The sequence below is a fragment of the Bacillus sp. EB V-12 genome, from assembly GCF_056158125.1.
Genome location: NZ_JBUXJL010000005.1, coordinates 237,743 through 253,579 on the forward strand (window position 1 = coordinate 237,743; position 15,837 = coordinate 253,579).

The window sequence follows — 15,837 nt, forward strand, 5'->3', positions numbered from 1 at the left end:
CACCTAATAATTAGATGGGGTTTTGTAATTAGAATGTTGGATATCCCCAAGGGGCTGAATTTAACTGATTTCGTAGTGGTGTTGTTCTACCTTGTGCTAACCCTTTTCCTAAATTCATTCCAAGATTCGCTAACTGTTGACTAGAAGTTTGTCCGGTTACATTAGGTAACGTAATATTGACATACATATCTCCTGATTGAACACTAAAGTTTGAATGTGTACCTTTACTTGTTAGATAATCATACTGAGACATAACCTGTACGCCTTCAGGAAGATTAAATGTTCCACCCATTTGTGCTCTTAACTCTTGGTGGATACCAATCTGTGCCTGTAAAGATTGCTTTGTCAATTCTCGAATATCTTTCATGATTTGTTCGTATTCAGATGAACCTTCTTCAAACTTACCACTATTTCGCTCTGCAATTCTTACCGCTAAGGTCTTATCTATAAGTGATTTACGATCTTGTAATTCTCTTACTCTTAAATCACGTGCTAAGAAACTATCATCTCCTATACTTGGTCCAAAGTTTACACGTTCCTGCATGTACTTAATTTCCAAATCATCCATATTATTACCGAAATCATGTCTCCAAGCTGTAAGCCTTTGTATCCTTAAATTTTTAACTTCTAATTCAGCACTTGCGATTTGTTGACTCAATCCTTGAATAGTATCTTGTAACTGACCATCTGGATCTGCTAACTGTTGGGATTGCAGATTTGCCAGTTTACTTTTCATTTCTCCAATCATAGATTGGCTTGAAACAATCTGTGAATCAATATAAGTAGGACTCTCTGTGTTCATGCTAATAGCATTTAATGTATCCTTATACTGTTTCTTAGCCTGTGCTCTAGAAAATCCTTTCTGAGTGTCGTTAATATAAAATTCTGTTTTAATACGTTGTGCTTCAATTTGTTTTTTCTTATCTTCTAATTCAAATTCTTTTCTTAATTTATCTTCTTTATCCTTGTTACTTTCCACAGATTCTTTAACCTTTTGATATCCGAGTGTTTCAATTTTTTCACCAGTTTCAGGATCAGTGGTATAACGTTTTCCCGACTTATCCAATTGCTCCAATTCTTTCTCTCGTTCTCGGATAAATTTATGAAGCTCTTCCATTTCATTTTTATATGCTTCGCGCTCTTGTTTAATACCCTGTATACGAAGTTGCATATAATTTAACGAATCTGTTTTACCACCATTTTGAAGAAAATCATTTAACTTTAACTCATTTTTGCTACTAACGGATTTCTGTCCATCCTGAATTCTATTTTTTATATCTTCAAAAGCAAAATAGTCATATTGACCATCTGCTATCATTTTATTTTCCCATGCTTTACGTGCTTTTTCAGCTGCCGCCCTACGCATGTTTTCTTCTGATTCTGATATAGCATCATTTTTATACCTTTCAATGAATTCTTCTTTTTGTGCTTTCTGTACTTTTGCATACTCACCTGATTCATCAAGATATTTTCTAGTCAATCCTTTTTTATCTATTTTTTCATATATCCCATTATAACCTTTATCTTTTGCTTCTTTTTCACGTTTTTTATTCTCGACCGTAACAGCTTTATCAAGGTCTCGAGTACCATATTCTTTTTCCATCCAAGCTTTAAAATTCGTTCGGAAATTCTCTCTATCTCCCAGCCCTACAGCAGCACTTTCTCCAAAGATAGTTTGCTTTAAACTTCCATAACCTATTTTCGTACTATCAATCAGGAAGGGAATATCCTCCAATAACCCCCCTGTAGGCTTTGTATTAATGCTTTCTAAATATGCATCTGCAGATCCAGTTGTCTTATTTTCCATTTCTTGTAATTTTAATTGTTTTTCAGATAACATACTTTGATTAGAATAAGTTGTTAACAAGTCGCCAATCATTAATGAAGCTCCCAATTGTTTTGCAAAACTTAAAATATTTTTCCCAAGTCCCATTATTGCTCCACCAGCACCTCTTGCACGCTGAGGAATAGTATCGATAAGATCGAGAAACCCTTTCATTCTATTCTTAGATGTTCCTTCAGCTTCATCAGTTACCTTTTTTACGGCGCTTGATAAATCCCTGTACGCAGTGGTACTTTGTCTTGTTTGTATAGTAGCCTTTCGGTTACTAGCCTCGTATTCATCGAGTGCCTTATTAAGTCCATCCATATTATTTATTGATTTGCCTACACTTTGATAGTTTTGATCTAGATAGGTCTCAAATCCAATACGTTTTTGATCATCCATTTGAGCCAAACGACCAGCCGTTGATTTTTGATTCTCATTCATACTGTCAAAGTTAGTCCTATTTGATAAGGTATTTACTAAATGCTCTGAGAAATTTGTGGTAAAAACGTCTGTTAATAATTTACTTTGGGTAAGATTGCGAGCATTATAGGCTGAACGAGTATGTAATTCATCAGCTGTTAATTCTTTCTTTTCACCTTTATAATAGCCTTTAGATTCATCCATGATGCTAAGAAAATCGGTCATATTTTCAGCTTTTCCACCATGATCTTTTACATATTCTTTTATCTCATTCTTTCTATCCTCTTTTAAATCCGCTAATTCTTCAAAATAACTTTTTAACGTATCATTTTTCATAGCCGCACGGTAGAATTTTTTGTTACTTACTTGATTACGTAAATCTTGGCTCTCTCCCAAAACATGATCATTTAAAAAACCTACCGCTCCGTCCACTTTACGATTTGTTAAAGATGTACCACCAAAGAATTTATTTTCCATGGTGGCTTTCTTGTAATGCTCTTCATAATTACCCAATTGACCTAATCGTTTTACTCCATGAATAGCACCAAAACCTACCAAGGCATTACCTAAAATCGTAATTAACTGTGCAAATAGCCCTGCATGTTTCTCCATTCCCTGTGCTAAGTTTGTAATAATTTTTGCTAAAGTTTGAATCTCTGGATTTAGCGCATCTAATACTGACACTAATGCATTATTAACAGATACCCCAGCTCTTTCCATTGTCACTGAAGGTGATTTCATCGTTACCGCAATCATTTCTTGAAGGCGTGCAGGATCTTTTTTAAATTCATTAATTTCTTGCTTAATCTTCCAATACGATAAATCTTTACTGTTATTTATCCCCGCTTTATGCATGGTCTCTAAAAAGGACATCAGTTTTGGTGGCTGGTTTGCCCCACCTTCTCCATACAGAATGGATTTTACTTTATCTTCTCCAATATATTTATTTTTGCTTGCTTTCGCAGTGTCTGATAGGATATCAATGAAATTCCGACGTACTTTCATACCACTCTCATTTTTTTCAAATACCTTTACACCATAATTTTCTAATTGTTTAGAAACAGATGGTAAAGTAATACGCTCTGCAATCGTTTTTAAGGCTGCACCTGCATTCTCCCCTGTTTCTCCTGAAGTTTGAATAGCTAATGCATTTAAAGTCACTGCATCTTCTGCATTCACTCCCACTGAATGGAGTGCTGTACCCGATTTTGACATTGCCTTCATAATATCTTCACTGTTCGCTTTAGTTTGACTCGTAGCAACAGCAAAAGAGTTAACTACTCCATCCAACTCCCAGACAGATAATTTAAACTGTGCCATAATTGTCTGTAATCCTGGAGCAATTGTTTCAACTAAGTCTGATTTGTTATCTAAGCGATAAACCTTAGAAGCTTGATCAACAAATTGTCGTGCAGATTGTTTATCTCCTGTTACATTTGATGCTATACCAGCTACCTTAGACATTCTTTCGTAATCAATGCCGTAAAGTGTAGATAAATCACGTACATTATTCATTAGATTTCCAGTATCATTATCTAATTTTAGCCAATCTGTATTTCCATTTTTGTTTTTATATTCTGGTTTCAAAGAGAAGTTTTGTGTAATCTTTAACTGTTCTAACTGAGAAATTTTAAAGGTTTCCATTGCTTTAGTTATCGCAGCCATTGGATCTAGCATTGAGCCCGAAGCAAGACTCCTAACTTTCTTGGTAACCGCTCCAGCCATTCCAAACCCATCAAAAGGATTGTCTTGTTTTGTGGATTTACTTGTACTAGAATCGCTATTATTTTTATTTGTATTACTATGATTTGATCCACTTGAGTTATTTAAAGTATTAGCACTATTTCCTGCAATAAAGCTTAACTGTCTATTACTATTCGCCTTTTGAGGGTTAGTATTAATTTCTAGAATTTCATTCCTTATATGTGCAAACTGCTTATCAACGGACTCCTTGATTTTTTTAATAATTTGCTTATTCAGCTTGTTAATTTCACTAGTTAAATATTGCGTAATATTAGAATGAGGTTCAAAGTCCACAGCTCTTACTGATTGTTTCATTGACATCATTATTTTATTTGTTCCTGCAGTTAACTTTTTATTAATTGTATTTTCCATACCTTCAAACTGCCTTTTTAAAGCATATCCTCTTAGAGATCCTCGATCCACAGAATGAAAAGTATGAGCTAACTCGGCTGGAGAAACACCTAAATCATTTGCAATATACCTTTGAAGTTGTTTAGATATATTTTTCATAGGTACTTCTACAGATTTGAGATCAATCTTTTGCAGCCCTCCTCGTATGTCTTTTATATAATTTTCTATTAAACTATCAATACGTTTAGCTGTTTTTATAATCTCGCTATCAATGCTATTCTCTTCGCTAATAACACCCTCGAAATCAAATTTTATAGAATCTTTTATTTTCCCTCTTACTTTTTTCGTTAATTCAGATAAATCTTTCGATGAAATTGTTAATGTCTGTCCTTCAATAGCAACCTCAGGGTTCAGTAAAATAGGTTTTAATTGATTTTTAATACTTACTAAAATTTGCTTAACCGTTCCCTTAGAAATATCTAATTTAAGTCCACTCAAGTTATCTGCATTTACTAAATCCCCCCCATTTTCGCGAATGGAATTTACTAATTGTTTAATTTGATTACTAATTAACTTAGAGATTTCTTTATTAATTTTATTAAATTCATCTTTTCCAACTGGTACTACGCTATTATTCATAGCAGAATCCATATTAATGTTTATATTTTTGATCATCTTTACAATCGTTTTATTTAACTCTTTATCTACTTTAGACATCAATTGTTGAACGGTTTCTTGTTTAATACTTAATGGTGCTGCCCCAACTGAAGATAAAGTAATACCATTTGCTTGGACGATATTATTTAATTCTTGCTCAAGTTTTGCTCTAAGGTTGCTTCCCGCTGCCTTAGATGTCTGAGCCGATAACGAAGATAAAGAGTTTTTCATAGCATCTATACGTTTTTCTATACTACCAAAACGATGATCTAGCTGTTCCAACTGTACTCCAAACTCTTTCATATTTTTTATTGACTTATCAAACTCTAGTGCAATAGTAGCACCAATATTTTGATTATTGACTGTCACTTATTTCACCTTCCTTTTACATAATAAAATCCCGCCCTATCCTCAAATAAAAAGGAAGGGCAGGATTATTTATTAGAGAATACCTGCTAACCACTCCATGTCATCAGCATTTGCAACCTCATATCCGTCAATTACTTCTTTTCCATCACTATGTTTTAGATTATTCTGTTCGGCAGCTTGAGCTGAACCGCCCCCAAATAACCCAGTGAAGGACATTGAATGTACCTTAACTGTAAACTCTATATGCTTATGGCATTTCTTTAAGTAATAGTTTAACTGAGGTAATGTCAAATCCCATATATCCTGTTTTTTCATCCCCAGGTAGTGACCTAAGTTAAAGAAAATCTCTGCCCAATCAACGTAGGCATTTTCGTCATATTCTTTTTCTTCTTCCTCAGAGTCTATAAAGACTTTTTTAAGCCATTAAGTCCAATCATAATATCTATAATTTCTTTAGCTGTTACAATATCAATATAATCCCCTAAATAATGAGCTGAAATTTCTTTATAATACGGTTTAAAGCCCATCAATAGGACCTCTAATAGTTCATCATAACTATCATTACCTGTTTCATCTGCAATTAAATTAGCAATAATGACACCTGTATCAATTGTATTCAACTTTTTCATTAGGTTTTTAGCATCTTTTAATCCTAAAGGAGGGATAGCATAGGTTTTTCCATCACGTAACGTTACCTTTTCATCCTCTTCGAAGAATACTTTTTCAATAAACTCTGATTCCTGCTTAGTTAACTTTACTTCCTCTTGTTTATTAGGTTCTTGCTGTTCAACCTTCTCCTCTGCTTCCTCTACAAGAGTAGGTTCCTCAATAGCTTCTTCTCTACTTGGAATTGCTAAATTACGTTCACTCATTTAATCTCCCCCTATATTACTCTATTACCCCTTATTAAATTTAAAGAGGACGCAAGGAAGGGGATCACCTAAACGACCTCGTAACTAATATAAGAATTTATGTGTTAAATGTAACAACCTTACGAAAAAAGGTTTAAGCGATAGATGTTTTTATAATCCATTCTCACCCTTATCTAAAATGTTTAAAAATGAATTAATAAAAAAAGAGGATACATAAGTATCCTCTTCTCTAATTAACAAACATCGCCACTTTTTTCGATTTGATAACGCTTAATAGAACCTAAACGACTGTCTGTACGTTCCCCATCAATAACTGTAAGTGTAATACTGTGAGTCGCTGCTGTTTGTCGTGCTGTGTCTAATGTAAAGTTAGATTTCACTCGGCAAGAATATAGTTCAACTTGGTAACCTTGAATGCTACCATCCATTTGTTCAAAATGTCCATCATGAACAACAGATACTGTAAGAGGAAAATCGCGAGAACCAATTGCCATTACATCTACAACCTCTGGGCGCTTGTAGTTCACATAAATTTGCTCTCCTTCAAGATAATCATTAAACTTAATCTCCCCTGTAGAAGGATCAATTGTATACTCACCTTTTGCAGGATTAGTTGTTACTTTTTTAAGTAATTTATTCTCTTTTACTAATCTTACAGATACATGCTCTGTCTTAGAAGAAGCTGAACCTAAAGATCCACCAAATAGAGGATTCTTAAGAGTCACTAGTCCACCTTTAACATCATGACGTTCTTCTAATACCCATACGAAACCATCAGGATCGATAGATGATGATGCTACAGGATAATAAACTACTACAGTATCACCTTCAACCGCACCACCTTTTAGTGTTACAGCTGATCCATTTACTGTAATTGCTGATTCTGGTACAAATGAACCTGCAACTTGGTTGAAAATCTGTACTTTAGGTGCTCCGCTACCTGTTAATACTGGACTAGATAATTTAATAGAAACAGGTTCAGTATCGCCAGCAATTGTTACTGTTTCATTTTTCAATTCATAGGCTAAGCCGCTAACTCCTTCTCGAAGTTTTGCTCCTAACACAAGACGTACCATGTTTAAATCAAATTTTGCATCCTCTGCAGTAATATCAATTACCTTTTTACGTAGTAGTGTATCAATAGGTGCTGAAGAGTCTCCCCCTTCAATATCAACCATATCCAACTGCACATCAAGACGCATATTCGCCATGTGACCTAGTGTAATTAATTCATCACACCCTGGAATTTTAGCCATAAATTTACCTGCACCTTTAATAATCATTTTCTTATTCTTACTGTTAAACTTGTCAAATTGTGACATTAACTACACCCCTCAATTTCAAAAATAAATTCAAATCTAGTGAAATACTTATAAGAGTGTTCTATTTCACTTGCAACCTCTGCAGATCCTACATACTGACCCTTGAAAAATACTCCTTTAAATAACTGCAGAGATTGATTATCGAATAATTGATTTATTCTATCTGCAAGGTCTAATGCCAATTCCACATCATCATTTGTGTAGATATCGAAGTCAAATGTTATCACATGAATATTATTATTTCGTTCCTTTTGAACAAATGACTTGTAAAATGCAATTAAAGGAATTTGGTTATTTAGTGCCTCTTTAGGAGACATACGCTTTTGTATGTGCATTTCATTTTCCATATCTACTGTAATATTATTAAGACCCATACATTTACGTATTACACTATCTTCTCTCAATGTCTTATGTATGCAAGCATAAACATCAGTGATACGTGGAAAGAACAACTCATCACACCCTCTTGTAAGTATTTGCAGTAACAATATAAGAAAATCACAATGAAAATTTAACATCACTTAGAATAAATTTAGTCAAACTCTATCTCACTCCATAATTACTCTTAACAAAATTAATTTTTTACACTTAGCTTCTATTAAGCTCTCACGTACATTCTTAACTATTGAATTGACGTGATCAAAGATTTTCTTATTTATTCTTCAATTAACAAATTAGCAATTCTATTAAAGAAGTATTTGTCATTTAACATAAAACATGTAAACGATTTATTTCTCTGAATTTGTTTATAAATTACACTAAATAATTAAATCCACTTTGAAATTGATGGAATTCAATATAAAAATAATGGTTTTAAATATTTTTAGTTTCTAAAATGAGATAGTATTGAATCTATTTTTATAACAAATAATCATTATTAAATAATAGATAATAATTTATTAATAATATTATTTAGCTTTAATATGATGGATTCAGCTTTTACCTTTAAATTAAATGCTGCAATTTATACATTGTGATTCAGCAACAACCTTTAAACTAATAAGTCTCTTTACAATTCACTTGCAACTATAGTTACTTAAATTTCGATAACTATAGAGAGGTGATATCTTGAATTTACATAAAGATAGAAAGTTAAACACTACTGATATAAAAAAATATTTTTCATTTTTATACAATGATAAACAGATAAGAGCTGTCCTTACTACAAGTAATCAACTCTTATTTGTTGGATACGATATTGGGAAAAATGCAATTGGAATAAAAAATCCTTATAGCTTAATCGAAAATATGGACAAACGCTCTAAATGCAGTGCTGTAATTACCTTTAATCAGGATATTAACCCTCAACGCTATATTTTAGTTGATTTAGAGGGACTCCACCATATGGTCTATAGAGCCAGAAAAGTTAAAGTTAATAGATTAGATTTTATTCATTGGGCCATATCTTTAGAAAAAAATATACTTTAATTCATTTCATTATGTTAGCTTTTACTGGGGTAACTATCTTTCAAATGATTTATTAAATATCCCAGCTAAATATTAATTATTTTGTAAACCTCAACTTTCTAACAACTTATTACGACTTTTAAATAGGAATTGGAGGTGAGATAATGAATTTTGATATAAGTATAAGCCTGTTGCTATTTATATCCTTAGGGGTACGCGCATTTTTATTTGAAATAAAATTTCAGTACACACGTGAAAAATTACGTAGTATTCATGAATTGTTTGAAATTTTTTTAGACTGTTCTTTTTGTAATGGCTTTTGGACTGGTTTTTTTGGTTATGTAATTGTAAATGGTATTGATATTATTCTAATACCATTTGCTATTTTAGTTGGTTCTTCCTCATACTATTTAACGCTATTTGTTAAGAGTCTTACACAAAGAAATTAAGAAACACAGTTTATGTCCTTTATTTCTTAAATTATCCATTCTACATCTTTATCTACTTAACCCTACTAAACTTTAGTAGGGTTTTATTCACTATTCTTATTATTTCTATCTCTATACAAATTCCCAAACAAAAAAATTGTTCAAAATAGCAAAGTACATTTTGTACTGTACCTTGTTTACGCAACTAAAACAATAAATAAGACGACTATTAAAATATCTATCACCTTTAGAAATGGAGTGAACAATATGATTTTCTTTTCAAGTAAGCACCGAATTAAAGATCTTTCTTTCCTAAATAAACTTTGGATGACACCCGTAGCTTATGGACTAAAATATCTTGCCGGAACTGTAATATACATTGCAGATAAATTTGATGAAAAGGTAAGATTTGAAATCCTAAAAAGACATATCTAAAACGGAGAAAATGAGAAAATAAAAAGAGGATTTATTCACTTTAAGAAAGGTTATAACGAATTGATAAAGGCCACTTTAAATTCCTGCCATCATGCAATGAATTAAAAAACATTTATAAATCCTTTCTTGAAAACTTTAGTCAGGGAGATATTATTCCTATAAACTATACAGGATAGTATTAGGTATCGCGGTGATTTCAAGTATAATTACGGACTTAAAAAGTTTAAAATTGCGTTAGTAAGAAAGAATCACTCTAAGGATATTTTTACTAACGCAATCTTACTTATTTTTGAAAAAATATTTTAACAATCTATAAATAGATTTTCTACCTAAAACATCGTATTATCATTAGCTGCTTCATTTGGAATCTCTTGAATTACATCCCAGTGTTCGACAATCTTTCCATCCTTTATACGGAAAATATCCACTATAGCAACTCCCTTATCTTGAGAGTTAGTACGAGAATGTACATGAAGAGCAACTGTATCTCCTTCAGCTACTACACGTTTAATTTCTGCAGAAGAATTAGGGTTCTTAACAAAATCCTCCTTAAAGAAATCCATGAAAGCTTTTCGTCCATCAGCTACAAAAGGATTATGTTGCTTGTAATCCTCACTTACATATTTAGGGATAATATCGATATTATGTTTATTAAAAACTTCATTATAGAAATCAACTACCATCTTTTTATTCTTTTCTTTTTCTGACACATCATCTTTCGATACTGATGCAGTATTCTCGCTCTTTATTGTGTGAGCTTTGGTTTTACCAGTTGAAGCTTGAAATATCAAAGTCGACACAATTCCTAAAATAAACATAGAAATAATTATTATTATTAAATTTTTCTCTAATTTCATATATACCTACCTCTTCTAATTTTATAATTCATCTTCGATAACACGCTTGATAAAGGAAGAATCTTTCCCAGAATCTGATGTAAGAAATATTGTTAGAAAAATAAAATCCATCTTTCCTAACAATACTCCTTATGCGAGGGGATGTTAGAAACTAGTAACCCTAACTTAATACCTCATTAACAGTTGCACTGTCCACAATTTGAATAAACTTCTTAATCTTATCGTTCTCATCAAACTCATAAAGATGACAAAAATCTGCCACAAATGATTTCCCTGTTGTTTTATATGTTCCACTATATTTTCCATACACGATAACAGTATTGTTATTAAAAGCATAAATCTCATCTTTAGCGCTATAGTTATCCCATTCAGTTCCAAGACGTTCATGTACATTTTTCACTACTTCATCAGGACCTATATAAGTGCCTGCATATGGAAACCCAGCAGCTTCTGTCCAAGATACATTTTCACTTAAATACGTTTTGAAAGCATCCATTTTTCCCTCGCCTGTTAACACATACGTTTCATGTAATAGGTTTTGATATTTATTCATAGTATTAACCCCAAGGCATTTCTTTTGTTACAACTTTTGCACTTAATTCTAATACACCTTTATTTACATAGCCTGGATATGCTGCTTCAAGTATTGCTACAAAATCTTTTGAAGTTTTACTTTCCTCAGAAGCTTGAATTGCTGTTCTTAGATAATCCATGGTTGCATTAATTGCTTGATTATCTAATGATTTTTCTATTGATCCATGACTTGGTACAATTATGTCAGCATGTAACGCCTGTAATACTTTTAAGTTCTTAATCCATGCCTCCATTGCTACTTTTGAGCTAGTATCTGCTAAGAATAGATGGATTTCGTTAAATACATCTATACCTCCAATTAATAATTTCAGTTCTCTGTTAAATAAGCTAGTTCTGTATTGATCTAAACCTACTAGTTCAAATGTTAGTCCCTGAAAATCAATCGATTTTTCCTTAAACACTTGAGGTAATACCACATTACTTGGTGCGTTTTCTCCAAGTGCATCTTTCCAAACTTTCAATTTCCCTAATACAGAATGAACAATATGTTCAACCGTAGACTCTGTAGCATACGCTATGGCACCTGGATAAGCAGCTTTCATACTTTCTAACCCAAAATAGTAATCAGGATCCCCATGGATAATAAAGATTTTATCTAGAGATAAGTTATTATTTTTCAAATAATCCACAATTTCTTTTGAATCAGATTGAGTAAATTTCGAGTTTATTAAAAATGCATGTCCTGCTTTCTCAACTAAGGTTGCAGTGACCATAAAACTTTTTTCGTTCGAACTAAACACCGTTAATTTCACATCTTTGTGATTTGTATCGATTGTTTTAAACATAGATGTTATTCTCCTTTTGTTATAGTGATTGAATAGATAACACACTTTTATTTTGTTCCGACAGAAGACTCCTCTTCAATTCTCTTAAAAGGTTCATTGCACCAGCAAATAGATGGGAGGTGTATGTCGGCTGGCGTAAGCTAAAATATTTGCTACTATAGCCTAAATTTTCTTAGTATAAATTTTTAAAACGTGCTTCAATTTTATCTGGCGTCATTACCCCACCACCAATAGGAATAATTTGATTATCTTTTTGTAAAAGTACTGAAGGATAGCTATTAACCCCAAGCTGTCGAACCTTATTGAAATCATTTTGGACATCTACAATTGTTTCTTGCGCATTTAAACGCTCTATTACTTGTTCAGGATCCAAACTATGCTCAATCGCAATCTTACGATATGTCTCAGGATCACTTAGGCTTTGTCCATCATAATAAAATGCTTTTTGCATAGCAGACGTAAATTCTAACAAACGGTCTGGCGCCAATGAACGTAAAGCTGAAAATCCAATTGCAGCATCTTTCGAATTCATTTTAAAAGTACCTTCTTCCACCAATTTTTGATAGGAAGGACCAAATTCTGCACCTGTAAGTTGATTAATTCTTTTATTTCCCTCTTCTATATATGAGAAATTTTTTATTGGTAAATCATCTAAAAATAATCCACCACATAAAACTGTTAATGGCATTTCAGTGTGTTCTTTGTAAAATCCTTTAATGCTTTCTGAAAAACCATAGCACCATCCACAATATGCGTCCCATACGTATATAAGGTTATCTTGTTTTTTCTCCATTTAAATCTCCTACCTTTATTTTTATTAGCTAGTCCAGCTATCACTTGAAAATTCTTAGCTAGCTTTTGGGTTTGTAAAAGTGCATCTTTTTTTAGCAACCTTATTATTTTCCCCAAAAACTCATCCTTCAAAAAAATATCAACTAAAATTATTCATAAAAGATAACACTGCACATTATTGCTCTAAAGCAGAAAATACTACCATTTAGAATATGCATAGTTGTTAATATAATAGTAATTTTCTGCATTAGACGATAATCTATAGATTGCTACCTTTAATTAAATATATAAATATTTTTCTTAAAACAGGAAGTTGTTGTAACTAAACAAGTTACAACTTATGTAATCATATTAGTTACAACTAAATTAAAAGTCAATTATTTTTTACAAAAAACATTAAATTTCTACTTTAACGTTTCCACAACTATGGAATTAAAGTAAATTCACTTTACTATAAATGTCTATTTTTCAAAGCAATGAATTCTAAAAAACAGCTTCTCATTTTTCATTCACAGTTATAATGAAAAATGAGAAGCTGTTTTCATATTCCTTTAATATGTTTTCTTTTAGTTCTATCCTAATTTTCGTTTTATATTTTCCTAAGGTAAATAAATCAAATATTTTGAGATAGAAATGTGTAAATTTTTTATACAACGCAAAAGAAATTTATCTTTTAACCTTAGAAACTACAGGGATAGCATAATCAATTAGAATCCACGAAGTTTCCGTACTTAGAAATCTCCCACTTAACGACCTTACAGCCTATAAGAATTGAAAGTAGTTTAATTCTCTAACATGGATTGTGGAACAACTTTCTTTCCCACTACTTTAAATTCAATTTCCCCTTTTTCTCCATATATTAGTTCTATAATTGGAATAGTTACCATTAATTTTTCCTTCTTTTTTCTTTCTGTCTCTAAATCAATTATTTTCATGTCACAATCCCCTTTATTTATTATAAACAAGGAGAAAGCACTCATTCGAGTGCTTTCTCCTTGTTTATAAGTGGACCTTGTAGGACTCGAACCTACGACCGAACGGTTATGAGCCGTTTGCTCTAACCAGCTGAGCTAAAGGTCCAAAGCATAAAATTTACTTCATAAGGCATATTCACATATATCATTTTACCATATAATGTATCAATTCACTTTACTTTTTATTTAATATGCATATTTACATCGTGTTAAAAGTGTTTATATTCTGCACTTCTAATATTTTGTAATTAGTACTATCTTTTAATACCTTTACAGAGGTCTGATTAACAGTAAATAAAATATATATCAATCATATTAAAAATGATATAGCTACAACATTTAATTACTTATATTGTCAAATACTCTTATGCAATATTGTTTAATATCAGAAATAGCAACTAAATTATATGCCTGTTTCATTGTATTAAAACAATTATCTATCTCCTCTTTTTCCATGATAGGTTTACCAGAATTATTATCTTCTAATTCTAGATCAGCTACTGTCCATGGTAAGTCAAATAGAATCATTTTTTCTAAACTCTTCCCACTATAACAACCTAAAGTATTGATTACACAGTCTAATATTTCCTTTTCTATTTGAGTTAATTGATTTGTACTAACATAATTAACTTCAAGATTGTCGTACTGATATCCTTTATATTTATCAAAAACAACTCGATATACCGGGCCATGACTTCCTACTTCACAATCATCTTCAAATAAATATGTTCCAGTAAACACCTTACAAAATCCTTGCGCATAGTATAACAGCTTTTGAAGAGCTAAAGGAGTAATATCATCATTTTTATATAGCAAATAGTTAGCAACTTCCTCGATTTTCGTAGTCTGCGTAGAAGGAATATCATCATTTTCCTGTAGCTTTGCGATTGCTTCTTTAGAGACTCTATATGCTTTTTGAGTAATTAAATCTTTATTTCTTTCTAAAATATCTAGCATAAAAGATTGATCTCTACCTAATCTTTTCAATATATCCGAGTACTGCTTTGTCGGAATATCTCCATTTACATACCTTGTTAGGGTAACCTCTCCCCAACCTAAAAGTAAAGACAATGGACGTTTTCCAATCTTATATTTTTCTAACACCTCTCTTATTTCAGAAATAGTAACTAACTGTTCCTGTTGTCTATAGGCATGATCTAATTGTTCTAAATTATAATCATGAATGTTAGGAACAAATATTTCAGATTTACACTCCTCGCAATTTGCTTCTTTACCTACATAATGATATTGCTTCCCTCTAATGACTGTCACTTTTGAAACATCTTTAGTAGAATACTTTACCATATCTCGACAAAACTCACATAAAACCAACATAAAAATCCTCCCTCATTCTAAAACCATTAGTCACTTATCTTTACCTAAAAAGATAAGTGACTGGTTTATTCCTTTTATGAAAAGAAACAACAATCATGTATTTGTTCCTGTCCTTATTTTCAATTAGATTCATCTTAATATATATGTCTACCGACTTCTTTTGTCCCCAATTATCTAACTCATATTGTGGACAAAAGATATACAATTTTTCATGAGCAAAATTTGGATTTTTATTATCAACTGCATAACAAAAATCACGTACTCCTATATTAAGAAGAATCTCTTTCACTTTACTAGCGTTAATCTTATTAGCCTCTAAAAATTCACTATTCTCTTTCCTTTTTTCATTTCAAGAAACCGTAAATCGATTATTTTTAATTAATTTTTTAAACTCTAATATGTACTGCTCAATCTCCCCGATTGTAAAATTAGTGTGCTTTTTTGTCTCCCTATTTTGAAAGCTAATATGCATTAAAATTCTTTCCCCTTTCAAATCGTACCTCATATTTACTAGAATTACAACAAAAACGTATCAATTGATACGTTTTTTTAAAATTCACAGTAAAATTCTATTCATCCTTCTTATAATGAGTACGTTTATGTCGTCTACAAAACTTCTATATAATTATTTTTGCTGCAATTCGTAAATCTATTATGTATCTATTTTA

13 protein-coding genes, 1 tRNA gene and 1 pseudogene are annotated in these 15,837 nt (G+C 31.7%); 2 read left to right on the plus strand and 13 right to left on the minus strand.

Annotated elements, in window-relative coordinates; all coding sequences use genetic code 11:
- Positions 1–28 precede the first annotated feature (28 nt).
- From ACZDYH_RS18395 to ACZDYH_RS18415, 5 genes are all read right to left on the minus strand, one after another.
- Positions 29–5,368 (minus strand): phage tail tape measure protein, encoded by a 5,340-nt coding sequence (locus tag ACZDYH_RS18395; RefSeq protein WP_474886884.1) that lies wholly within the window; start codon positions 5,366–5,368, stop codon positions 29–31.
- Between the two features lie 72 nt (positions 5,369–5,440).
- On the minus strand, positions 5,441–5,659 hold the full coding sequence (locus ACZDYH_RS18400; RefSeq protein WP_226799801.1) for a hypothetical protein: 219 nt from the start codon (positions 5,657–5,659) through the stop codon (positions 5,441–5,443).
- Between the two features lie 110 nt (positions 5,660–5,769).
- On the minus strand, positions 5,770–6,240 hold the full coding sequence (locus ACZDYH_RS18405; RefSeq protein ID WP_084064877.1) for a DNA polymerase III subunit gamma/tau: 471 nt from the start codon (positions 6,238–6,240) through the stop codon (positions 5,770–5,772).
- Between the two features lie 233 nt (positions 6,241–6,473).
- Positions 6,474–7,562: a hypothetical protein gene (locus ACZDYH_RS18410; RefSeq protein ID WP_000077128.1), complete on the minus strand. Its 1,089-nt coding sequence runs from the start codon at positions 7,560–7,562 to the stop codon at positions 6,474–6,476.
- The gene (locus ACZDYH_RS18415; RefSeq protein ID WP_000465972.1) at positions 7,562–8,014 is read right to left on the minus strand and encodes a hypothetical protein; all 453 of its coding nucleotides are present in this window, start codon (positions 8,012–8,014) and stop codon (positions 7,562–7,564) included. Before ACZDYH_RS18415 ends, ACZDYH_RS18410 begins: the two co-directional genes overlap by 1 nt.
- 616 nt (positions 8,015–8,630) lie before the next feature.
- Between ACZDYH_RS18415 and ACZDYH_RS18420 the strand changes: the two genes are divergently transcribed.
- Together ACZDYH_RS18420 and ACZDYH_RS18425 are read left to right on the plus strand one after the other, a co-directional pair.
- Positions 8,631–8,990 (plus strand): BRO-N domain-containing protein, encoded by a 360-nt coding sequence (locus tag ACZDYH_RS18420; protein ID WP_001048703.1) that lies wholly within the window; start codon positions 8,631–8,633, stop codon positions 8,988–8,990.
- A gap of 143 nt (positions 8,991–9,133) precedes the next feature.
- Positions 9,134–9,418 (plus strand): hypothetical protein, encoded by a 285-nt coding sequence (locus tag ACZDYH_RS18425; RefSeq protein WP_001008317.1) that lies wholly within the window; start codon positions 9,134–9,136, stop codon positions 9,416–9,418.
- A gap of 743 nt (positions 9,419–10,161) precedes the next feature.
- Here ACZDYH_RS18425 and ACZDYH_RS18430 read toward each other — a convergent pair.
- The 8 genes and pseudogenes from ACZDYH_RS18430 to ACZDYH_RS18465 form a co-directional block, all read right to left on the minus strand.
- On the minus strand, positions 10,162–10,689 hold the full coding sequence (locus tag ACZDYH_RS18430; protein WP_102956653.1) for a nuclear transport factor 2 family protein: 528 nt from the start codon (positions 10,687–10,689) through the stop codon (positions 10,162–10,164).
- Between the two features lie 160 nt (positions 10,690–10,849).
- Complete coding sequence (locus tag ACZDYH_RS18435) at positions 10,850–11,242, minus strand: nuclear transport factor 2 family protein (protein WP_102956654.1); 393 nt, start codon at positions 11,240–11,242, stop codon at positions 10,850–10,852.
- Positions 11,243–11,246: 4 nt separating this feature from the next.
- A complete protein-coding gene (locus tag ACZDYH_RS18440) occupies positions 11,247–12,068 on the minus strand; it encodes an MBL fold metallo-hydrolase (protein ID WP_474886888.1) in 822 nt (273 codons plus the stop codon).
- A 172-nt stretch (positions 12,069–12,240) separates the two neighbouring features.
- Complete coding sequence (locus ACZDYH_RS18445; protein ID WP_102956656.1) at positions 12,241–12,861, minus strand: DsbA family protein; 621 nt, start codon at positions 12,859–12,861, stop codon at positions 12,241–12,243.
- Positions 12,862–13,642: 781 nt separating this feature from the next.
- Positions 13,643–13,795: a hypothetical protein gene (locus ACZDYH_RS18450; protein WP_000691088.1), complete on the minus strand. Its 153-nt coding sequence runs from the start codon at positions 13,793–13,795 to the stop codon at positions 13,643–13,645.
- Positions 13,796–13,866: 71 nt separating this feature from the next.
- Positions 13,867–13,940, minus strand: a tRNA-Ile gene (locus ACZDYH_RS18455).
- A gap of 233 nt (positions 13,941–14,173) precedes the next feature.
- Positions 14,174–15,169, minus strand: a complete 996-nt coding sequence (locus ACZDYH_RS18460; RefSeq protein ID WP_102956657.1) for a type II toxin-antitoxin system antitoxin SocA domain-containing protein — start codon at positions 15,167–15,169, stop codon at positions 14,174–14,176.
- A 40-nt stretch (positions 15,170–15,209) separates the two neighbouring features.
- Positions 15,210–15,641: pseudogene (locus tag ACZDYH_RS18465) on the minus strand (hypothetical protein).
- Positions 15,642–15,837 lie beyond the last annotated feature (196 nt).

Excerpts from the sequence above, each read along its gene's own strand:
- ACZDYH_RS18410 (WP_000077128.1), bottom strand. The coding sequence starts at position 7,562 with ATGTCACAATTTGACAAGTTTAACAGTAAGAATAAGAAAATGATTATT.
- ACZDYH_RS18430 (WP_102956653.1), bottom strand. The coding sequence starts at position 10,689 with ATGAAATTAGAGAAAAATTTAATAATAATAATTATTTCTATGTTTATT.
- ACZDYH_RS18425 (WP_001008317.1), top strand. The coding sequence starts at position 9,134 with ATGAATTTTGATATAAGTATAAGCCTGTTGCTATTTATATCCTTAGGG.
- ACZDYH_RS18460 (WP_102956657.1), bottom strand. The coding sequence starts at position 15,169 with ATGTTGGTTTTATGTGAGTTTTGTCGAGATATGGTAAAGTATTCTACT.
- ACZDYH_RS18405 (WP_084064877.1), bottom strand. The coding sequence starts at position 6,240 with ATGAGTGAACGTAATTTAGCAATTCCAAGTAGAGAAGAAGCTATTGAG.
- ACZDYH_RS18440 (WP_474886888.1), bottom strand. The coding sequence starts at position 12,068 with ATGTTTAAAACAATCGATACAAATCACAAAGATGTGAAATTAACGGTG.
- ACZDYH_RS18445 (WP_102956656.1), bottom strand. The coding sequence starts at position 12,861 with ATGGAGAAAAAACAAGATAACCTTATATACGTATGGGACGCATATTGT.
- ACZDYH_RS18450 (WP_000691088.1), bottom strand. The coding sequence starts at position 13,795 with ATGAAAATAATTGATTTAGAGACAGAAAGAAAAAAGAAGGAAAAATTA.
- ACZDYH_RS18435 (WP_102956654.1), bottom strand. The coding sequence starts at position 11,242 with ATGAATAAATATCAAAACCTATTACATGAAACGTATGTGTTAACAGGC.